Genomic DNA, 20,343 nt, shown 5'->3' on the forward strand with positions numbered 1-20,343 from the left:
GGATAAACATGCGCCGATCGATTACGCGGCGAGGCCGAACAGATGGAAGATAAATCGCCGTTCACGCTCCCGCGTGTCAGCGTGGTCATCACCAGTCACAACTATCGCGCCTATGTCGAGGACGCGATCCGCTCGGTTCTGGCACAGACCTATCGCAATTGGGACTGCGTGATCGTCGACGATGCCTCGGCCGACGGCTCGGCCGATCATATCCGTGCGCTGCTTGAAAAGATCGGCGATCCGCGCCTGCGCCTCCTGGCGCGGCCGCAAAACGGCGGCCAACTCGCCGCGTTCCGCGACGGCTTTGCAGCAAGCGACGCGCATTTCGTGGCGTTTCTCGATTCCGACGACATCTGGCTGCCGGACTTCCTGCTCGCGCATCTGTCGGCGCATCTCTACGCGACGCAGCCGGCGTCGCTGTCCAGCTCCGATCTTTTCCTCGTCGATCGCGAGCGCGCCTTGCTGGCCAGTAGCTTTGCGCTGCCGCGCAGGGAAGCGCACGCGCGCGGGACAATGATCCCACCCCACATACAGCATGGCGGACTCGCCTATCGGTCGGATTTTCCGGTGACCTATTTCGGACCCGATAGCTATGGCTGGATATGGGCGCCGACATCGTCGATGGTTTTCCGGCGTGGCGCGCTGGAACCCGTCCTGGCATTCCCCTTCAAGGTGTCGATCGGAACCGATTACCTGACGGCGACATGCGCGCATCTGGCCGCCGGCAGCCTCATCCTGTCGGAGTGCCTCGGCCTCTATCGCCTGCATGGCGCCAATGCCTCCGGCGGTCTCGCCTATGCCGGCGGCCGTATGCAGCTGTCGCCGGCCTATGCCTCCCTGGACGCCGCCATGGGCGCGGACGTGCTCGACTATGTCCTTGCCAATGCGGAGAGGCTCGGCGCCATCCACGGCAGGGATTTCGTGTCCGGCTTCCTGTCCAGCCATGTGAGGCGGTTCGGCGATTTGGCGAGCGATCCGCGGCTTGCGCCGCTTCTTGATCGCAAGAGCCGCTTGCGGCAGGCGCGCAAACGCTTTGTGCGGACGCTACGCCGGCTGGCTGGCGGTTCCTGAGGCTAGGCTCTCCCGAATAGCTCGTCAGGCGCCCTCGACGACCGAAAAGCCTTCGAATTGCGGATGGCCGAGATAGTGCACCTTGGAGGTGCCGGCGTTGCGGTGCGCGGCGCGGAAATTTTCCGATTTGGTCCAGGCGACGAAATCCTCGTGGCTGGCCCACACCGTGTGTGAGGCAAACAGCGTGTAGCCTTCGGCCTCGTTCAGCGGACCGCGCAGCAGGTGGAACTCCCTGAAACCTTTCATTTCAGACAGGCTGGAATCACGGTTCTTCCAGACATCCTCGAAGGCGTCTTCCGAGCCGTTCTGGACCTTGAAGCGGTTCATGGCGATGTACATTGGTTTCCTTTCATGCGGTTCGTTCCATCCACTTTCAAAATGGACCGATTTCGGCCTCGAACACCAAACTCCTGCTTGCGATGCGCGACGGAATTGGAGGGAAGGGGGCAGCATTGCGAACGATGCCGAGCGCGACCTGATCGAAACTCGACGATCCAGAGGTTTGCAGGATGCGTAGATCGTCGATACCACCACCGCTGCCGATCACGAAAGTCACGACGGCATTATTGACCGCGGTCAATTGCACTGACGGCGGAACGGCGCGGTTGACGCGGCTGAGCTTCCTGATGACGTCGCCGCGGTAATTGTACTCCGCAGCCTCGCTGCCTGCCTCTTTCTGCTTCTTGCCCTTGCTGGCCGCCTGTGCCAGCCGGTCTTGGCCCTCTGCGGTGCCGCGCTTGTTGTCCGTTTCTCTCGCTGTCGGGGATGGTGCCGACGGAGTCGGACGGGCGCTGGGGATTGGCGGCTGGTCTGGAACAACGACGGGAGTTTCATGGGTGGCAGGGGATTCGGTGCTGGCGACAACACTCTGGTCATCGGGGCGCGGGGAGCCAGCCACCAGTACGTCTGGCCGGCCGGCAGGTTCCGGCGACACTGCGGGAGGCTGTGCGGCTGCTTCCCGAGTGGGCTCGGAAGGCTGCGTTGGTGGCGCTGGTCTGACCGGCTTTGCCGGCTCCGGCCTGGCCGGCTTTGGCTCCAGCGTGACATTTATCGCCACCGGATCCCTGTCAAGCGCGCTGCCGGCAACCTTGTCTCCGGACTGGTCGCTGCCTTCCGATTGCTCCGAATCCGGCGATTTGAACGTGCTGGAAGGCGAGATCAGAAAGAACGCCGCCGCGGCGCCGTGGAGAATGCAGGAGACAATGACGGCAGCGGGCCATTTGCCGTTGCGGGCCGCCGCCTGCGCAAGTTCAGGCGGCTTGGCCGGCGCTATCGCCAGCTCGCTGCCGGCGTCGGAGAGGGGGATGATTTCCTGCATGTCGCGGGCCGGAAATTGCAGCGGCCTGCATGCAAAAGTCAAATCAAGATCATTTGCCCGCGGAGGTAACGCGCCGAGGCCGAGCAGCGGCCAGGCCACGGTCTCTTGCCTGAATGCGGGATGCAGCCCCAATGCCGTCTCAGACCCCGAAGGCGATGGTGGTTCGGGTCGAGGTCTTCAGTCCGCGCATGCAGGCGGCGGGCTCCACGCTTGCGCCGGCGCATTCGGTCGCGCTGTTGATCAGCACGCGGCTGACCTTGGCGCAGTCGGTGCCGGCAAGATCGAAACGCGTCACCTTGGTCTTGCTTACGGGAAGGTCCTTGAAGTCGAGTACGGTCAGGCGGTCGACGACGCCGGCCTCGTTGAACAGGGCGATCTCGAAGGCCGTTTTCGACAGGTCGGCGCCGAGCGCGTTGTTGACCACGAAGGTCAGCCTGCAGCCCTTGTCGGAGGGCTGCGCGGCATTGAGTTCGAGGTTGAGTTGAGGAACCGGCGAGGACTGGGCCCACGCCGGCGCCGCCGCAAGCGACAAGGTCAGCAGACGAAGCAGTCCCGTCAAGCTTGTCATTGTCGTCAGCCTCCAAAGCGCATGGTCGCCGCCAGCTTCAACGTGATGCCGGGTTCGTAGAGAACGGCAGTCGTGCTGCCGTTCAGCGGGTTGGTGTATTTGACGTCGAACAGATTGTCGGCGCGGAAGTCGAGTTTGAGATTGTCGGTCGCCTGGTAGCTGGCGAAGGCGTTGACCAGCGTATAGTCCTTGGCCACGGAGTTGCCCTTGGGCTTGCCGTTGTATTGCACCTCGCCGCCGACGGTCAGCTTGTCCTGGAGGAAACGAAGGCCGAGCTGCGCGGTGACCTGGGAGGAGGGGATGGTGGCAAGGTCGGCGCGCTCGCCTTCATAGGAAATGGTGTGGCCGTTGATGATCGAGGCCGAAAGCCCGGCATAACCCCAGCGGGCATCATAGACGCTTTCCAGTTCGAAGCCGTCGATCTTGGCCTTGGCGAAGTTCTGGTACTGGAAGCAGATCGGGATGCCGGGACCGAACGGGCAGCCGCTGGTCGGGTCGAAGGCCGAGAGCGTGACGCCGTCGATGTAGTCTTCGACATCGTTGTTGAAATAGGCGGCCTTGAGCCGCAGCGCGTCGCCGCCTTCGAAAATGTCGTTCCGCTTGTAGTTGACGCCGAACTCGACGGTCTTGCCGATTTCTGGCTTGAGATTGGGGTTGGGCAGGAACGGGAAGGTGACTCCTGCCGGATGGTTGCCGCTGATTAGGGTCTCCGTCAGCGAGGGCGAGCGGTAGCCTTCCGCGTAGGTGCCATAGAACTGCAGGCCAGACAGGCTGGCGCTTTCGAAGGGCGAGACGCCGACGGTGATGCGCGGCGACAGCCTGTCGCCGGACGTCTCGTTATCCGAATCCTTCAGGCTGTAGCTGTCGTAACGCAGGCCGGTGATGACCTCGAGCCATTCCCAGGTGAGCTTGTCCTGAACATATGCGCCCGAAACGTTGCGCTTGCCGGAGGGCGTGTAGAAGCTGTCGCCGCCGGCGGTGCCGCCCGTCTCGACATCGTCGCCGACCCAATCGCCGCCATAGGTCAGCTCGTGCGCGATGTCGGCGGTCTCGAAGCGAGAGGTGTTCCAGATGTCGATGCCGGTGGTGTCGACGTCGAAGGTCGAGGTCGAACCGGCCGGCAGCACGACGGGAAGACCGGTTTCCGGATCGAAGCGGTTTTGCGCGATGAGGCTGGTCAGATCGAGATTGGTCCTGTTGTAGGAGGCGTTGATGTGGAGGTCGAGCCAGCTCCTGGCGTCGTCGGTGATGTTGTAGCGGGCTGTAAATGTGTTCGACTTCAGGTCGACATCGTTGGCCGGCACGCCGCTGCTGGTCTCCGTCCAGCCGTCGCTGGAGCCGACCCAGCCGAGTTTCAACTCGCTGTTCTCGGTCGGGCGGATCGTGGTCTTGAGCAGGCCGCTCAGCACGTCGAAGCCGGTGCCGGCGACAGTGTCGCCGCCGCCATTCTTGTAGTCGTCATAGTCGCGGTAGACGATGTTGCCGAGCACATCCCAGTTCTCGTTGAAGCGGTAGGCGCCGGTGGCGCTGGTGGTCCAGCCCTTGCCGTTGCTTTCATAACGGCCGGTGAGCGCGCTAGCCCAGCTTTCCTCCGGCTTGAGGAAATCCTCGGCATCCTTGGTGTCGAAGAAGACGACGCCGCCGATGGCGCCGGAGCCGTAGGTGTTGGCGACCGGACCGCGGATCACGTCGACGGATTTGATAAGTTCAGGGTCGACGTAAAAGGTCGACTGCGTGCCATGATCGGAGCGCTGGAAATCCTGCCTGGCGCCGTCGATGATGACCGCGACGCGGCCGAAATCCTGCAGGCCGCGGATGTTGATGCTGGAGCTGACGCGGCGCGCGTCGGCCTGCACGGTTACCCCCGGCACGCCGAGCAGCATCTCGTTCGACGTCGTCGCCATGCGGCGATCGAGCTGCTCTCGGTCGACATGGCTGGCGGAGGCAAGCGACTGGATCGCCGTCTCGCCGGTGCGGCTGAGGACCAGGATCTTGTCGAGCAGCGTCGCCTCGGCCGGCTTCGTCTCTTCTGTCTTCTTTGCAGAATCGGTCTGCTGCCGCTCGCTTGCAGGCTGGGCGGCCTGTTGCGCGTTTGCCGGCGGTGTCAGGATCGCGATCACCGCCGCGCCGGCCAGAAGCGCGGCCATTCCCTTTGCCATAGACCGTTGCGCCGGGCCCGCGTTCTCATACGCCAGACCCAGCCTTTGCCAATTCGCCAACCCCATGCCCCAACTCCAAATCCAGTTCGATGCTGGCTGGCCGAGGCTCGCTGGCATTTTTCATCGCATCCGGTGCGTTAAATGTTGACTCATTTACTCCGGTATTGCACTGGTTATAAAACATGATTATTCGAGTCAAGAAATTAATCGGCATTTTATGCAGGCGTCCGGCCAGGTGGCCGGCACAGGGAAAGGACCGACCCAGATGAACACGCACAACGCAAACGATTTCCGCTATCGCGTCCGTCGTTCCGAAGACGTTGCCACCCGTTTCGACCGGGTTCCGCTGGCGGTGAGGACGCTCTCCAGCAACACGCTTTTCCAAGGCGAGCACGAGATCGGCATCGAGCACCATGGTGCGCTCTATCGGTTGAAGATCACCCGCCAGGGCAAGCTGATCCTCAACAAGTAAGCAGCAACCGACGACCGGCTGAAGGCAGGGGAAGACATGGACCAGCGCGTGAAACCCACACCGCATGAAATCCGGCGGGCGCGGGAAGACAATCCGAAAGCGCGCGAGCGCGACCTTGCCGCCGAACTCGGCATCTCGGAAGCGGAGCTCGCCGCGGCCCATTGCGGGCAGGGCGTCGTGCGGGTCGAGCCGCGCGTCAACGATTTGCTGACCGGCCTCGAAGCTGTCGGCGAGGTGATGGCGCTGACCCGCAATGAGAGCGCCGTTCACGAGAAGATCGGCGTCTACGACAAGGTCGTCACCGGCAACCACAACGCCATGGTGCTCGGCGAGAACATCGACCTGCGCATCTTCCCGAAAGTCTGGGCGCACGGCTTTGCCGTCGAGAAGCGCGACGGCGGCGACATCCGCCGCAGCCTGCAGTTCTTCGATGCTTCGGGCGAGGCGGTGCACAAGGTGCATCTGAGGCCCGCCTCGAACCTCTACGCCTACCATAAGCTGGTGGCGGAACTGGAATCGTCGAACCAGGAGCCGATCGTTTCCGTGTCGGCAAGCGGGAGCGACGACGAGGCCGAGGTCGAGGGGCAGGCGGCCAGCATCGACGATCTGCGCGACCGGTGGAGCAGGCTCACCGACGTGCATCAGTTCTTCGGCATGCTCAAGACGCTGAAGCTCAGCCGCCGCCAGGCTGTGCGCATGGTCGGCCAGGATTATGCCTGGCTGCTCGACAAGGATGCCGTAGCTGCCATGTTCCACCACGCCGCCGAAGGCGCGATGCCGATCATGTGCTTCGTGGGCAACCGCGGCTGCATCCAGATCCATTCCGGTCCGATCAAGTCGGTCAAGCCGATGGGACCGTGGATCAACGTGCTCGACGAGACGTTCCACCTGCATCTCAGGAACGACCGCATCCACGAGGTCTGGGCCGTGCGCAAGCCGACCAAGGACGGTCACGTCACCTCGCTCGAAGCCTACGGCGCCGACGGCAAGATGATCGTCCAGTTCTTTGGCAAGCGTCACGAAGGCGAGGGCGAGCGCGACGACTGGCGCTTCCTGGCCGAAAACCTGCCGCGCATTCCAAGCCCGACCGCGGCCTGAGGACGATGACCATGGTTTCCTTCCCCAGGCTGTCGCCGCTGACGCTCGCCCTGGCGATCGTGCTTTCGCTGCTCCTCGGCGTCCCGCAGGCTCGCGCCGAGAAAGCGGCGGCCTTTGCCGATACGTCGAAGATCATTGCCATCGGTGGCTCGATCACCGAGATCGTCTATGCGCTTGGCGAACAGGGCCATCTCGTCGCGCGCGACTCGACCAGCCGCTATCCGGAAGCCGCACTCAAGCTGCCCGACGTCGGCTATATGCGCCAGCTGTCGCCGGAAGGCGTGCTGTCGGTCAATCCATCGGGAATACTGGCCTTGCACGGCAGCGGCCCGAAGGAAGCGGTCGAGGTGCTGAAGAAGTCGAGCGTTCCGTTCATCGATGTGCCCGAACACTACACCCATGACGGGATCCTGGAGAAGATCCGCGTCGTCGGCAAGGCGCTCGGCGTCGATGCCAAGGCGGACAGGCTGGCCGCCGAGGTCGACGCCCGGCTGAAGGCCGCCGAGCAGCAGACGGCATCGATCAAGGAGCGTAAGCGCATCCTGTTCGTGCTGTCGACGCAGGGCGGCAAGATTCTTGCCGCCGGCAGCGAAACCGCCGCCGATGGCATCGTCAATCTGGCCGGCGGCGTCAATGCGGTCGAAGGCTTCTCCGGCTACAAGCAGATGTCGGACGAGGCGATCGTCACCGCCAGGCCGGAGGTCATCCTGATGATGGACAATGCCGGACCGGCGGTGTCCGACGACGAGCTGTTCTCGAACCCGTCCATCGCCTCGACGCCGGCCGGTGCTGCCCGCAAGGTCATCCGCATGGATGGCGGCTACCTGCTCGGCTTCGGACCGCGCACGGCAGAAGCCATCCGTGACCTTGCCGTTTCGCTCTATGGCGGCCAGGTCACGGACTGATCATGGCGGATCAATCGGTCGTCGGCGCGGCGGGGAGGATGGCGACGGTCGATGGCGACCGCTCGGCGCGCGCTCGCCTCGTCATACTGCTTCTGTGCCTGGCGCTTGCCCTCTCGGTGCTGCTGTCGCTGACATCGGGCGCTTCCGACGCCTCTACGGTCGGCGTCGTTCGTGACTGGCTCACCGGTGCGGTGCCAGGCGACGCGGCATTGAGCGCCCGCGACCGGCTGATCATCTACGACATTCGCTTGCCGCGCGTCCTGCTCGGGGTATTGACCGGCGCAGCACTCGCCGTGTCAGGGGCGGTAATGCAAGGGCTGTTCCGCAATCCGCTCGCCGATCCCGGCCTGATCGGCGTCTCGGCCGGCTCCAGCCTCGGCGCCGTCGCCGTCATCGTGCTCGGCTCGACCTGGCTTGCGCCATTCACCCTGGCGCTCGGCACGCTGGCCTTGCCGCTCGCGGCGTTCGCTGGCGGGCTGGCGGTGACGCTGCTGCTCTACCGGGTCGCGACCAGGCATGGCCGCACCTCGGTCGCCACCATGCTGCTTGCCGGCCTTGCGCTGGCCGCGCTCGCCATGGCGCTGATCGGCATATTGATCTTCATGGCCGACGATCGGCAGTTGCGCGACCTGACCTTCTGGCAACTCGGCTCGCTCGCCGGGGCGACCTGGCAAAAGATCGGCTCCGTCGGGCCCGTCATCGTTCTGGCGCTGTCGTCAATGCCGTTCCTGGCGCGCGGCCTCAACGCGCTGGCGCTGGGCGAAGCCACCGCCGGCCATTTGGGCATTCCGGTGCAGCGGCTGAAATACACGGCCATCATCGGCGTCTCGGCGGCGGTCGGCGCATCGGTGGCGGCAAGCGGCGGCATCGGCTTTGTCGGCATCGTCGTGCCGCATCTGCTGCGGCTGCTGATCGGACCGGACAATCGCTACCTGCTGCCGGCGTCGGCCTTGCTCGGCGGCTCGCTCTTGCTTCTGGCCGACGCGGTTGCCCGCACCATCGTAGCGCCCGCCGAACTGCCGATCGGCATCGTCACGGCGGTCGCCGGCGCGCCGTTCTTCCTGTGGATCCTGCTGCGCAAGCGCAGCGTGATCGACCTGTGAGGTTGGCATGATCGAAGCGCGCGATGTCTCGGTGGCGATCGGCGGCAGGAGCATCGTCGCCCATGTCGACTTCGTGGCGCCGCCGGGCGAGATCGCGGCCGTCGTCGGGCCCAACGGGTCCGGCAAGACGACCTTCCTCAAGGCGCTGTCGGGGGAGCTTGCCTATACGGGCGGCATTGCGCTCAACGGGCGCGACCTCACGGCGATGAAGCCGGTGCAGGCGGCGACCTATCGCGCCGTGCTGCCGCAGGCGACGACATTGTCGTTTCCGTTCACGGTGCGCGAGATCGTCAGGCTCGGCCTTGTCGGCGGACGCTCCGGCGTGCTGCCCGGCGAGGACGCGCGACTGCCCGAACGGGCGCTGGCCCGCGTCGATCTCGACGGCTTTGCCGGACGCTTCTACCAGGAGCTTTCAGGTGGCGAGCAGCAGCGCGTGCAGCTTGCCCGCGTGCTCTGCCAGGTCTGGGCGCCGGTGCTCGACGGCAAGCCACGTTACCTGTTCCTCGACGAGCCGGTGTCCAGCCTCGACGTCAAGCACCAACTGATCATCATGGACATTGCCCGCGACTTCGCCAGGCGCGGCGGCGGCGTGGTGGCCATCCTGCACGACCTCAACCTGACCGCCATGTATGCCGACCGCATCCACGTCATGCATCGCGGCCGGCTCGCCGCCGCGGGCGCGCCGCAGCACGTGCTGACCGACGAACTGATCGAGAAGGTGTTCGATTGCCGGTTGAAAGTTGGCGTGCTGCCGGTAGCCAATATGCCGTTCGTTTTGCCGCAATCGGCGGCCTAGCCGCCGGCTGCAATCAGGCGGCGGGGGCGCGCTGCTCCAGCATGTCGATGCCAAGCAGATGGCGCACATTCGGGCGCGCCGCCACCAGGTCTGCGATCGTGTAGCGCGACAGCACGGCAAAGAAGGCGTTGAGCGCCTCGCGCAGCGCCGAGTTCAGCACGCAGCTGTCGACCAGCGGGCATTCGGCCGCGTCGTTCTCGAAGCATTCGGCCATGGCGAAGCTCTCTTCGGTCACCCGCACGACGTCGAACAGGCTGATCTGCTCGGCCGGACGGCCAAGCCTGACGCCGCCATTCCTGCCACGAACCGTCTCGACCAGACCGTGCTCGACCAGCGGCTGCAGAATCTTGAACAGGAACAGCTCCGACACCGAATAGGCCGCGGCAATCTCGGGGATGCGGCTCAGCCGTTCGGTATTGGCGGCGCAATACATCAGGATGCGCATGGCATAATTGGTCTGGCGCGTCAGCCGCATTTCGTCCTCATGAACCAGTAGCTTGGACCCAATATGGCCTATACCTTGGAACAATTCCAGACTGGCGGCGCACGATAGATGAATAAACGCGTCAACTTTATGTGCATGGTGGCGCAAATTGTGAGCCGGACAGGGTATGGCGGGCATTTGGCCGGCGACGACCCTAGATAAGATCGCAACATCGATCAGGAGCGGCTCAGCATGTCACAAGCGGCCCCGGCCATGAACCATGTCCGATTCGACACCGACGCCGATGCCAAGCTTGCGGCGCTGCGGCGCACCAAGCTGGTGGCCGCCACGGCGCTGGCGCTTTGCGTTCTGGTCTTCGGGCTCGCCAAGTCGCTCGAGGGCACCTATCCGTGGCTCGGCTTCGTCGCTGCCTTCGCCGAGGCGGCAACCATCGGCGGCCTCGCCGACTGGTATGCGGTGGTGGCGCTGTTCAGGCGGCCGCTCGGCCTGCCGATCCCGCACACGGCCATCATCCCGGAGAACCAGGAGCGCATCGCCGACAATCTTGGCCGCTTCATCGAGGTCAATTTCCTGGCGCCGGAGCCGGTGCGCGAGAAGCTGGCCGAGGTCGACTTTTCCGCTTTGGTCGCCGACTGGCTGGCCGATGCCGAGCGCGCCGCCGGCCTGTCGCGCTTTGTCGCCCGCCTGGTGCCGCAGACGCTTGCCGCTGTCGAACAGTCCGGCCTGCGCGGCTTTGTCACCAGCCGCATGCTGGATGAGGTCGAGAAGGTGCCGCTGGCGCCGCTTGCCGCCGAGCTCCTGTCGACGCTCACCGACGATCGCCGTCACCAGAAACTGTTCGACGAATTCACCAGGGTGATCGGCCGCTTCCTCAACGACGAGGAGGCGCTCTCCGCCATGCGCGAGAAGATCCGCGAGGAATTGCCGTCGCTGTTCAACCTGTTTCGCGCCGATGCCTATCTGCTCAAGAAGATCGTAGCCTCAGCCGGCACGCTGCTCGAGGAGGTGAGGACCGATCCCGACCACCCGATGCGGGCCGAGTTCGACCGGTTTGCGAAGACTTTCATCGAGCGGCTGAGGACGTCGAAGCAATATGCCAGGCGGGCCGAGCAGCTGAAGCGCGATTTCCTGGCGCGGCCGGAAATGAAGGCGCTGGCCGGCGACATGTGGGAAAGCCTGCGGCAGTTCATAGAGCAGGACGCCAGGGCCGAGAATTCCCTGATCCGCGCCCACCTCGCCAACATGTTCGTCGAGGTCGGCCGCCATCTGGCCAGCGACGCGCGGATCAGGGCCGACATGAACCAGGGGTTCGTGGTGGCGCTGTCGTCCTTCGTAGAGAGCCAGAAGAGCGGCGTGTCGAAATTCATCGCCGACCAGGTCAAACGCTGGGATCTTGGCCAACTCACCCGGCTAATCGAGATGAACATCGGCAAGGACCTGCAATATATCCGCTTCAACGGCATGGTCATCGGCGGCCTTGCCGGCATCGTGCTTTACACGGCCGAGCGGTTGTTCCTCGTCAATTGACGCAAGCGTGGCGTGCTCTATTCTTCTGTCAGGGAAGGCCTTCGCGGCAGATTGGGGAGCAGAAGCCATGGCGAAACAACCGGACTCCGACTCGTTCCTGGACATGTTCAGCAGATTCGGCCGCGACCTGAAGATGCCGAATGTCGATGTCGAAGCCATAATCAGCCACCACCGCAAGAATCTCGAAGCGCTCGAAAAGTCCGCCAGGGCAGGCGCGGCCGGAGCGTCCTCGTTGCTTGCGCGGCAACGCGAGATGGTGCAGGAGGCGCTGCGCGAGATCACCGATCTGGCACAAAATTACCGGGCACCCGGCAATCCGCAGGAATTGATGACGAGGCAGGCGGAGTTCGCCCGCAAATCCTTCGAGACGGCGCTGAAGAATGCCGGCGAGGTGGCTGAAATGGCCAGGAAATCCGGCACGGAATCCATCGAGATCCTGCGCGAGCGCATCAAGGACGCGATGGCCGAAATTCGCTCCGGCTACGAGAAGAAGTGACTTTTCCAGTCAGCTTCGCTTTGCTGCCTGCCAGATATGATCGTGCATTTCGGGCGTTAAGTCCCGGGCGCGCGGAGGCCGCGCTTGCCTTCCGGCGACACTGTGGATGAGCTGCCACCCACGGCGGCAAAACGCGGCCTGTCGGAACCGAATTGCCCGGCGGCGAATTGACAGGGGGCTCCGCTTCGTGGTCGGGAGACGGGCGAAACGATCGGGAAAGCAGGAATGACGGAAGCACGGCCGAGGACGCCGCCGACCTTCGAGCAGTTGAGGACGATGGCCGGGCTGGAAGTCGGGGTGTCGGAATGGACGACGGTCGACCAGCACCGTATCGACCAGTTCGCCGAATGCACCGGCGACCACCAGTGGATCCATGTTGACCCTGAAAGGGCGAAGCGGCAGAGCCCGTTCCGCACCACGATCGCGCATGGCTATCTGACGCTGTCGATCATCGGCGCGCTGGCACTCGACATGGGCATCGTACCCGAAAACACCCAGGCCGCCTTCAATTACGGCTTCGACAAGGTCCGCTTCCTGTCTCCGGTTAGAGTCGGATCGAGAATACGGCTCCGCACCACGCTGCTGTCGATGGAGGACAAGGGCCCCGGCCAGTATCTGATGAAGGCCGCCAATACGGTCGAGATCGAGGGCGAGCAGAAGCCGGCCCTGACAGCCGAGACGCTGGTCATGCTCTACGAGCGCCGCAAGCGGGCTTAGGCAAGATCCTTGCGCTTGCCGCCCGCCCGCCGGCTGAACAGGGCAAGGCCGAGCGCAACCAGCGCAAGCGCCATCGCGACTCGGAACGTGACCTGCATCCCTAGCAGGGTTGCCGATGGGGTCGCTGAATCTGCTCCAGCAGATGCCGCGGCGAATATGGCGCCCATCAGCGATGCGCCGGTGATCAGGCCGAGATTGCGCGACAGGTTGACGAGGCCGGAGACGACGCCGCGCTGGTCGGCGGTCGCGGCCCCCATCACCGCGGTGTTATTCGCGGTCTGGAACAGGGCGTAGCCGCCGCTCAGCGCCAGGACCGGGACGACGTAGCCGGGAATGCCGAACGCGATCCGGATCGACGAGAGGGCAAACGTGCCGAGAACGAGCGAGGCCAGGCCGGCGATCATCGTCGGCTGGGCACCGAAGCGGTCGACCAGCCGCCCCGCCGGCACCGCAGCCAGCGTCGCGACCAACGGTGCCGTGGACATTACCAGGCCGACGGTGGCGGGGTCGAGGCCCAGCGCTCTGGAGAGGTAGAACGGCGCGACCACCAACTGGCCCATCACCACGGTCGAGACGACGACGCTCATGGCGAGGCTTGCGGTCAGCATGCGGTCGCCGAATGCAGCCAGGCGGACGAGCGGAGTCTCGACCTTCAATTCCGTCACGATGAACAAGGCGACGCCAAGGGCGGCAACGGCAAGCAGGCCGAGATTGAGCAGACCAAAGCTGCCCTTGCCCAGTGTCATGGCCAGCGCATAGGCGGCCAGCGTCAAGGCGAGCAGAACCGTCCCAGGAGTATCGAAGGTGCTTCGTCCCGGCCCGGACCTGCCTTCGTTGGGCAGTGCGCGCCAGGCAAGCGCGAAAGCCAGCATGCCGAGCGGCACATTGACCAGGAAGATCGCCCGCCAGCCGGCGCCGGCGATCAGCAACCCGCCGAGCGACGGGCCAAGCATGGTGCCGATCGACGACATGGCGCCGAGCAGGCCCATGGCGCTGCCGATCCTGGCCTTAGGGACGGTGCCGGCGACGAAGGCCAGCGTCAGCGCCATCATCACCGCCGCGCCAAGGCCTTGCGCGGCCCGCACCGCGATCAGCAGGCCAAGCGACGGCGCCAGCGCGCAGAGCGCCGAGCTGGCCGTGAACAGGGCGATGCCGCCGAGCAGCAGCGGCCGGCGGCCGACAATGTCGGCCAGCCGCCCGGCGCTGACGATCATGGTGGTGATGGCAAGCAGGTAGGCCAGCACCACCCATTGCACGGACTGGAACGAGGCGCCGAACGCCTGCATCAGGGCCGGCAGGCCGACGCTGGCGATGCTGGTGCCGAGCGAGGGCAACAGCGTGGCAAGCGACAGGCTGGCCAGCGCCCATCCGACCCGCGTGGGCGCAGCGCGGCCATTCCAGCTGCTCTCGGTTCCAATTTTTTCCGCAATGTCCGCCAAGATTTTGCTCCTTTGCCCTGGCATTGCCGGTGGCACCGCCAAGGCCGATCTGTCGGCCGGTCGTACGCTTGTGGCTGGCATGGCGGAAGACGCAGTATTTGCATCTTATTCATGCATGCGACGCCATATATCCGTGCTATGGTCCGGGCATGCCGTCGCCCGACCTCAACCTGCTTGTCGCGCTGGATGTCCTGCTGAACGAAGGCAGTGTGGCGCGCGCCGCGCAAAGGCTGCGCCTCAGCCCGTCGGCGATGAGCCGCACGCTGGCGCGCCTGCGCGAGGCGACCGGCGATCCGCTGCTGGTCCGCGCCGGCCGGGGCCTTGTGCCGACGCCGCGCGCGCAGGAATTGCGGCTGCAGGTGGGCCGCGTGGTCGAGGAGGGCGAAGCTCTACTGCGCCCCGCCAGGCTGCTAGACCTGCAAGGCCTGGATCGGACTTTCACGCTGCGCACCAATGAGAGCTTCGTCGAGGAGTTCGGGCCGCGGCTTGTCGCCAGCGTCGGCGCGCAAGCTCCCAATGTGCGGCTGCGTTTCGCGCCGAAGTCCGACAAGGACGTCGCTTCGCTGCGCGACGCGACCATCGATCTGGAGATCGGCGTCGCCGGCGAGACCGGACCCGAGATCCGCATCCAGACGCTCTTTCGCGACCGCTTCATCGGCGCGGCGCGGGCCGGCCATCCGCTGAGCCAGGGCGCCGTCACGCCGGAGCGCTTCGCGGCCGGCCGCCACATCAGCGTTTCGAGGCGCGGCCGCGAGAGGGGACCGATCGACGAGGCGCTGGAACAGCTTGGGCTGCGGCGGACCGTGGTATCCATGGTGTCGGGCTTTTCGGCGGCACTCGCCCTGGCGCGCGCGTCCGACCTGATCGCCAGCGTCCCTGAGCGGCACACCGAAGGGGCGCGCGCCGGCATGTTCAGCTTTGCCTTGCCGGTCGCGACGGCGGAGGTGACCATCTCGATGCTCTGGCACCCGCGCCTCGACGCCGATCCGGCGCAACGCTGGCTGCGCGATTGCGTGCGGGAGATTTGCGCGGCGCGCTGACCGGACTACCCGGACATCGCCGCTGCGAGCGCCGTGAAGATGTGTTCGTCACCCGACTGGGCGACGTTGAAGCGCAGGAAGCGGCTGGCCGTTCCGGACAGGCTGAACGCATTGCCGGGCGCCAGCACGACATTGTCGGCCAGCGCGCGGCGGGCGACTTCGGCTGCATCCACGCCCTCCGGCAGGCTGCACCACAGGAACAGGCCGGCCGGCTGGTCGATCCACGGCGTGATGCCGATCGACTTCAGGCGGGCACTCGTTTCGGCCATGGCGCGCGCAAGCCGGATGCGCAACGCCTCGACATGCTTGCGGTAGCTGCCGTCCTTCAGCAGGGTCAGCACCAGTTCGGCCGCCAGCCTGCCGCCGCCGAAGGTCGTGGCGATCTTGAGATCGGTGAGCTGCTCGATCCAGTCGCGGGGCGCGGCGATGAAGCCGCAGCGCACCGAGGCCGACAGCGTCTTGGAGAAGCTGCCGATCTGGACGACGCGGTTGAGGCCATCGAACGCCGCCAGGCGCGGGGCCGGGCTATGCTCGAAATCGGCGAAGATATCGTCCTCGACGATGGTGAGGTCGGCCTGGTCGGCGAGCTTGAGCAGCCGGTGGGCGGTGACCGGCGACAGGATCGCGCCTGTCGGATTGTGGATGCCGGAATTGGTGATGTAGAGGCGCGGCCGGTGCTCGGCCAGCACCTCGGCGAACAGGTCGATGTCCGGGCCCGACGGTGTGTAGGGAACGCTGACGACCTTGGCGCGATGGGCGCGCAGCAAGGCGTGGAAGTTGAAATAACAGGGGTCGTCGACCAGCACGGTGTCGCCGGGTTCGATCAGAAAGCGGCACAGGAGATCGATGGCCTGGGTGCCCGATTCCGTCAGCATGATCTGTTCGGGCGAGGCTTCGATGCCATGCCCGGCCATGCGCCGCACCAGCAAGTGCCGCAACGGCGCCAGGCCGAGCGGCGTACCGTAATCGGCAAGCGCGACATCGTCGGCGCGAGCCGCCGTGCGCAGCGCCCGCCGCAAGGCGGCCTGCGGCATCCATGCGGCTGGCAGCCAGCCGCAGCCGGGTTTTAGCACCTCGTCGCCGGCTTCCAGCGACTGGCGCGAGACCCAGAGCGGATCGACCTCGCGGTCAAGCCGGGGGCCGATCTCGGCCAGCGACAAGGGCGCCAGCTGGCCGGCGGCGTAGAAGCCCGACCCCGGGCGCGAGCGGATCGTGCCTTCGGCGGCGAGCCTCTCATAGGCCTCGACGACGGTGGATTTCGAAACTCGCATGGATTTGGCGAAGGCGCGGATCGACGGCAGCCGCGCCCCAGGCGTCAGGCTGCGGGCAGCGATCCGCTGACGGATGGTCGCCATGACAGTTTCGACAAGCGTGGTTGCGGCAAAAGTGCGCGCAGCGTCGGGTTCCAGAGCGAGTTCGGTCATCTGTATTGCCCAATCGGCCATTACAGTTTTGCAAAACTGTACCGCATTGTCTCTGGCCGCACCATAGGGCTCTGCCCGATAGAGGGCGAAAGAGATGAGGCCTGCAATGGACAAGACCGCGAGTGGCTGGGTGAACGGATTCATCGGCGTGTTGATTTTCAGTGGCTCGCTGCCGGCGACGCGCGTGGCGGTTGCGGATCTCGATCCGACATTCCTGACCTCGGCCCGAGCGGCGATTGCCGGCCTGCTTGGCCTGGCGATGCTCGCCTTGTTCCGGCAGAAGCGGCCGGAGCGCGAGGATCTGCTGTCGCTGGCGATCGTCGCACTGGGTGTGGTCGTTGGTTTTCCGCTGCTCACGGCGCTGGCGCTCAAGCATGTCACCTCGGCCCACTCCATCATCTTCGTCGGCCTGCTGCCGCTGGCGACGGCGATCTTCGGCGTGCTGCGCGGCGGCGACCGTCCAAGACCGGCATTCTGGCTGTTCTCATGCCTCGGCAGCGCGCTGGTGGCGGGTTTTGCTCTGACGCAAGGCGTGACCGCATCGCCGGTCGGCGACGGCCTGATGCTGGCTGCCATCATCGCCTGCGGACTGGGCTATGCCGAGGGTGCAGCGCTGTCGCGCAGATTGGGCGGCTGGCAGGTGATCTGCTGGGCTTTGGTGCTGTCGCTGCCGATCACGCTGGTGCTGACCTTTGCGACGCTGCCGCCATCCTTCGCCGACGTCGGCTCAAGCGCCTGGATCGGTCTCGCCTATGTCTCGCTGTTCAGCATGCTGATTGGTTTCGTGTTCTGGTATCGCGGCCTTGCGCAAGGCGGCATCGCCGCCGTCGGCCAGTTGCAACTGCTGCAGCCCTTCTTCGGCCTGGCGCTGGCGGCGACGCTGCTGCACGAGCAGGTCAGCCCGCTGATGTTGGTCGTCACGCTCGGCGTAGTGCTGTGCGTCGTCGGCGCCAAGAAATTCGCAAAGCAGGAGTTGCCGAGACGCGCGGCTTCGGCGTGACGGCGCCATCCGCACCTAGAACTTCGTCACCACGCCGATGCCGATGCCCTCGAAGCCGCCCATCGCCATCAAGGCCGCGGGCGCTTCTTCGAGGCTGATCTTCTTGCCGACCAGAAGTTCCGGCTTCAGCTTGCCGGTGCGGATCATCTCCATCATCGCCGTATAGCGGTACGCCTGCATGCCGTGGCTGCCGAGAATCTCGAGCTCGAAGGCGATCACCTTGTCCATCGGCACCTGCGGGCGCGCGTCGTCGGCCAGCATCAGGCCGACCTGAACGTGACGGCCGCGCCGGCGCAGATTGGCGATCGAGTTGAACGAGGTGGTCGGGTGACCGAGCGCGTCCATGGACATGTGCGCGCCGCCATTGGTGATCTGCTTGACCGCCTTGACCACGTTGGGCGTGTTCGAGGCATTGATGGTCGCCACGGCGCCGATCTTCCTGGCGAAGTCCAGCTTCTCGTCGGTGAGGTCGATGGCGATGACGTTGGCGCCCATCGAACTGGCGATCATGATCGCCGACAGGCCGACGCCGCCGCAGCCATGCACGGCCACCCATTCGCCCGGCTTCACCCGGCCCTGGTCGACGATAGCGCGGAAGGAGGTGACGAAGCGGCAGCCGAGGCTGGCGGCGGTGGCGAAGTCCATCTCGTCCGGCAGGCGCACCAGGTTGGTGTCGGCATGGTCGATGGCGACATATTCGGCGAAGGAACCCCAGCCGGTGAAGCCCGGCTGCGTCTGGTGCTCGCAGACCTGGTGATTGCCCGACGTGCATTCGAAGCAGCGGCCGCAGCCGACGGCGAACGGCACGGTGACACGGTCGCCGGCTTTCCAGCGGGTCACGCGCTTGCCGGCGGCGACGACAATGCCGGCCAGTTCGTGGCCGGGCACATGCGGCAGGGTGATGCCGTCATCATGGCCCATCCAGCCGTGCCAGTCGCTGCGGCAAAGCCCGGTCGCCTCGACCTTGATGACGACGCCTTCCGGGGCGGGCTTGGGGTCGGGAACGGTCTGGATCGTCGGCGTCTCGCCGAACTTCTCGAACACGACAGCTTTCATCGGCAACTCCCAATGCTCTACCCAGAATTGTGCGGCTACTCCGCGTCTATCTGATTCTCCGGCGCCGCCTTGCGGAAAGCCGGCAGCGCCATGCAGGCGGCGTGGATCCGCGAGATCACCGGGTAGGGCGCCATGTCGACGCCGAAGCGGGCATTGTTGGTGACCTGGGCGGCGAGGCAGATATCTGCAAGGCCGGGCGTGTCGCCGTGACAGAAGGTGCCGGTCTCGGGCGCTGAAGCGAGAATCGTCTCAAGCGGCTGAAACCCTTCGTTCACCCAGTGCCGGAACCAGTTGACGACATCCTGGTCGCCGGCGCCGAACAGCGTGCGCAGCGAGGTCAGCACGCGCAGATTGTTCACCGGATGGATGTCGCAGGCGATCATCTGCGCCAGCATTCTGACGCGCGCCCGGCCGCGCGCGTCCTTCGGCAGAAGCGGCGGCTCGGGCACGGTCTCGTCGAGATATTCGATGATCGCCAGCGACTGCGTCAAAAGCCGGCCGTCGCCAAGGATCAGCGCCGGCACCAGCCCTTGCGGATTGACCGCGAGATAGGTGGCTTCGAGGTGCTCGCCGTGGCGCAGATGGTGCGGCACGTAATCGTAACTGAGGCCCTTCATCTCCAGCGCGATGCGCACGCGGTAGGAGGTGGAGGAGCGGTAGTAGTTATGGAGGATTAGGTCGCTCATCGCTTCACGTCGTCGGTTGACCGATGGTGATTTCGATGGCGCCGATGCCTTCGACGCCGCCGGTCATCGTTTCGCCCGGCCCGACCGCGCCGACGCCGGCCGGCGTGCCGGTGAAGATCAGGTCTCCCGGCTCGAGCGTCACCGCCTCGCTGCAGATCGAGACGATGTCGGCAAGCGGCCAGATCAGCTCGGCAAGGTCGGCATCCTGCCGGACCTCGCCGTCGACGGCGAGCCAAATTCGGCCTTTCGAGGGATGGCCGGACTTCTGCGCCGGGACCAGTGGGCCGCATGGGGCGGAACGGTCGAAAGCCTTCGACCAGTCCCAGGGGCGCGCCGCCTTCTTCGCTTGGTCCTGCAGGTCGCGCCGGGTGAGGTCGATGCCGACGGCATAGCCCCAGACATGGGCAAGCGCCTCGTCGCGCGGAATGCGGAAGCCCGCATTGCCGATCGCCGCGACCAGTTCGATCTCGTGATGCAGGTTCGCGGTCAGCGGCGGGTAGGGGATGGTGGCGCCGCTGTCGACCACCGCGTCGGCCGGCTTGGTGAAGAAGAAGGGCGGATCGCGCTCGTCATTGCCGAGTTCGCGGGCATGCGCGGCGTAATTGCGGCCGACGCAGAAGATGCGGCGCACCGCGAAGCGTTCGTGCGAGCCGGCGACAGCAACCGACGGTGTTGCGGGCAAGGGGAGGACGAATTCCGTCATGCGCTTCTTTCAATCTATATTTCTGGCCGGCACATTCGGCCGAATTGGGCCACCGGGCAAGGGATGCGCAATTGCAAGGCACTGGTCCTGCCGGCGGGCGCCCGCTGGACATCAGCGGAACAAGGCCGCGCCGAGTTTCAAAAATCGTCGCGGCCAAAAGAAACAGCGCTGTGGGCCATCCGGCGGCATGTCGTTTACTTTCGCGGGTATGGCGCCGCCTGGGCACTGCAATCGACGGCAAGAATGGCGATGTATTGTTTGCCAATAATCTGGCCATGGTTGCCGGATTATCCTATTCTGAGCGCAAGTGAAGCGACCAC

At 65.2% G+C, this 20,343-nt stretch carries 22 protein-coding genes; 12 read left to right on the forward strand and 10 right to left on the reverse strand.

The window, feature by feature from the left end:
- Positions 1–42 precede the first annotated feature (42 nt).
- The gene (locus EJ073_RS01700; protein WP_126054148.1) at positions 43–1,071 is read left to right on the forward strand and encodes a glycosyltransferase; all 1,029 of its coding nucleotides are present in this window, start codon (positions 43–45) and stop codon (positions 1,069–1,071) included.
- A gap of 24 nt (positions 1,072–1,095) precedes the next feature.
- Here the strand turns inward: EJ073_RS01700 and EJ073_RS01705 are convergent, their stop codons facing one another.
- The 4 genes from EJ073_RS01705 to EJ073_RS01720 are packed head-to-tail and all read right to left on the reverse strand — an operon-like array spanning position 1,096 to position 5,104.
- Positions 1,096–1,410, reverse strand: coding sequence for an antibiotic biosynthesis monooxygenase (locus tag EJ073_RS01705; RefSeq protein ID WP_126054149.1), 315 nt, complete (start codon positions 1,408–1,410; stop codon positions 1,096–1,098).
- A gap of 34 nt (positions 1,411–1,444) precedes the next feature.
- The gene (locus tag EJ073_RS01710; RefSeq protein WP_348627229.1) at positions 1,445–2,488 is read right to left on the reverse strand and encodes a TonB family protein; all 1,044 of its coding nucleotides are present in this window, start codon (positions 2,486–2,488) and stop codon (positions 1,445–1,447) included.
- A 40-nt stretch (positions 2,489–2,528) separates the two neighbouring features.
- Complete coding sequence (locus EJ073_RS01715) at positions 2,529–2,957, reverse strand: hypothetical protein (RefSeq protein ID WP_126054150.1); 429 nt, start codon at positions 2,955–2,957, stop codon at positions 2,529–2,531.
- A 5-nt stretch (positions 2,958–2,962) separates the two neighbouring features.
- Positions 2,963–5,104 carry a TonB-dependent hemoglobin/transferrin/lactoferrin family receptor gene (locus EJ073_RS01720; RefSeq protein WP_245455450.1) on the reverse strand — a complete coding sequence of 714 codons (2,142 nt, stop codon included), beginning with the start codon at positions 5,102–5,104 and terminating at the stop codon, positions 2,963–2,965.
- Positions 5,105–5,381: 277 nt separating this feature from the next.
- Between EJ073_RS01720 and hemP the strand changes: the two genes are divergently transcribed.
- Genes hemP through EJ073_RS01745 form a run of 5 tightly spaced genes read left to right on the forward strand, consistent with a single transcriptional unit; the run spans position 5,382 to position 9,490 of the window.
- Positions 5,382–5,588, forward strand: coding sequence for a hemin uptake protein HemP (hemP, locus tag EJ073_RS01725; RefSeq protein WP_126054152.1), 207 nt, complete (start codon positions 5,382–5,384; stop codon positions 5,586–5,588).
- Positions 5,589–5,624: 36 nt separating this feature from the next.
- A complete protein-coding gene (locus tag EJ073_RS01730; protein ID WP_126054153.1) occupies positions 5,625–6,686 on the forward strand; it encodes a hemin-degrading factor in 1,062 nt (353 codons plus the stop codon).
- Between the two features lie 11 nt (positions 6,687–6,697).
- Positions 6,698–7,591: a hemin ABC transporter substrate-binding protein gene (locus EJ073_RS01735; RefSeq protein ID WP_189375141.1), complete on the forward strand. Its 894-nt coding sequence runs from the start codon at positions 6,698–6,700 to the stop codon at positions 7,589–7,591.
- A 2-nt stretch (positions 7,592–7,593) separates the two neighbouring features.
- Positions 7,594–8,694: an iron ABC transporter permease gene (locus EJ073_RS01740; protein WP_126054155.1), complete on the forward strand. Its 1,101-nt coding sequence runs from the start codon at positions 7,594–7,596 to the stop codon at positions 8,692–8,694.
- A gap of 7 nt (positions 8,695–8,701) precedes the next feature.
- Complete coding sequence (locus EJ073_RS01745; RefSeq protein WP_126054156.1) at positions 8,702–9,490, forward strand: heme ABC transporter ATP-binding protein; 789 nt, start codon at positions 8,702–8,704, stop codon at positions 9,488–9,490.
- Between the two features lie 13 nt (positions 9,491–9,503).
- Here EJ073_RS01745 and rirA read toward each other — a convergent pair whose 3' ends face one another.
- Positions 9,504–9,965: an iron-responsive transcriptional regulator RirA gene (rirA, locus tag EJ073_RS01750; RefSeq protein WP_126054157.1), complete on the reverse strand. Its 462-nt coding sequence runs from the start codon at positions 9,963–9,965 to the stop codon at positions 9,504–9,506.
- A gap of 201 nt (positions 9,966–10,166) precedes the next feature.
- Here rirA and EJ073_RS01755 point away from each other — a divergent pair, with 201 nt between their 5' ends.
- From EJ073_RS01755 to EJ073_RS01765, 3 genes are all read left to right on the forward strand, one after another.
- The gene (locus EJ073_RS01755; RefSeq protein WP_126054158.1) at positions 10,167–11,462 is read left to right on the forward strand and encodes a DUF445 domain-containing protein; all 1,296 of its coding nucleotides are present in this window, start codon (positions 10,167–10,169) and stop codon (positions 11,460–11,462) included.
- 67 nt (positions 11,463–11,529) lie between these two features.
- Complete coding sequence (locus EJ073_RS01760; RefSeq protein ID WP_126054159.1) at positions 11,530–11,958, forward strand: phasin family protein; 429 nt, start codon at positions 11,530–11,532, stop codon at positions 11,956–11,958.
- 225 nt (positions 11,959–12,183) lie between these two features.
- Positions 12,184–12,675 carry a MaoC family dehydratase gene (locus tag EJ073_RS01765; RefSeq protein WP_126054160.1) on the forward strand — a complete coding sequence of 164 codons (492 nt, stop codon included), beginning with the start codon at positions 12,184–12,186 and terminating at the stop codon, positions 12,673–12,675.
- On the opposite strand, the gene EJ073_RS01770 is transcribed toward EJ073_RS01765, so the two are convergent.
- Positions 12,672–14,093, reverse strand: coding sequence for an MFS transporter (locus tag EJ073_RS01770; protein ID WP_245455662.1), 1,422 nt, complete (start codon positions 14,091–14,093; stop codon positions 12,672–12,674). The two genes, EJ073_RS01765 and EJ073_RS01770, sit on opposite strands and share 4 nt — an antisense overlap.
- A 170-nt stretch (positions 14,094–14,263) precedes the next feature.
- Here EJ073_RS01770 and EJ073_RS01775 point away from each other — a divergent pair, with 170 nt between their 5' ends.
- On the forward strand, positions 14,264–15,154 hold the full coding sequence (locus EJ073_RS01775; RefSeq protein ID WP_126054162.1) for a LysR family transcriptional regulator: 891 nt from the start codon (positions 14,264–14,266) through the stop codon (positions 15,152–15,154).
- A gap of 5 nt (positions 15,155–15,159) precedes the next feature.
- Here EJ073_RS01775 and EJ073_RS01780 read toward each other — a convergent pair whose 3' ends face one another.
- Complete coding sequence (locus EJ073_RS01780; RefSeq protein ID WP_126054163.1) at positions 15,160–16,578, reverse strand: PLP-dependent aminotransferase family protein; 1,419 nt, start codon at positions 16,576–16,578, stop codon at positions 15,160–15,162.
- A 106-nt stretch (positions 16,579–16,684) separates the two neighbouring features.
- Between EJ073_RS01780 and EJ073_RS01785 the strand changes: the two genes are divergently transcribed.
- The gene (locus EJ073_RS01785; protein ID WP_126054164.1) at positions 16,685–17,578 is read left to right on the forward strand and encodes a DMT family transporter; all 894 of its coding nucleotides are present in this window, start codon (positions 16,685–16,687) and stop codon (positions 17,576–17,578) included.
- Between the two features lie 15 nt (positions 17,579–17,593).
- Here the strand turns inward: EJ073_RS01785 and EJ073_RS01790 are convergent, their stop codons facing one another.
- From EJ073_RS01790 to EJ073_RS01800, 3 genes are read right to left on the reverse strand one after another with little or no spacing between them, the layout of a single operon-like run.
- Entirely contained in the window at positions 17,594–18,634 is a 1,041-nt protein-coding gene (locus tag EJ073_RS01790; protein WP_126054165.1) for a zinc-dependent alcohol dehydrogenase family protein, read from the reverse strand.
- Between the two features lie 35 nt (positions 18,635–18,669).
- The gene (gene maiA, locus EJ073_RS01795; RefSeq protein WP_126054166.1) at positions 18,670–19,320 is read right to left on the reverse strand and encodes a maleylacetoacetate isomerase; all 651 of its coding nucleotides are present in this window, start codon (positions 19,318–19,320) and stop codon (positions 18,670–18,672) included.
- A 4-nt stretch (positions 19,321–19,324) separates the two neighbouring features.
- The gene (locus tag EJ073_RS01800) at positions 19,325–20,023 is read right to left on the reverse strand and encodes a fumarylacetoacetate hydrolase family protein (RefSeq protein ID WP_126054167.1); all 699 of its coding nucleotides are present in this window, start codon (positions 20,021–20,023) and stop codon (positions 19,325–19,327) included.
- A gap of 71 nt (positions 20,024–20,094) precedes the next feature.
- On the opposite strand from EJ073_RS01800, the gene EJ073_RS01805 reads away from it, so the two are divergent.
- On the forward strand, positions 20,095–20,334 hold the full coding sequence (locus EJ073_RS01805; RefSeq protein WP_126054168.1) for a hypothetical protein: 240 nt from the start codon (positions 20,095–20,097) through the stop codon (positions 20,332–20,334).
- Positions 20,335–20,343 lie beyond the last annotated feature (9 nt).

It is taken from the genome of Mesorhizobium sp. M4B.F.Ca.ET.058.02.1.1, from assembly GCF_003952505.1.
Classification (GTDB): domain Bacteria; phylum Pseudomonadota; class Alphaproteobacteria; order Rhizobiales; family Rhizobiaceae; genus Mesorhizobium.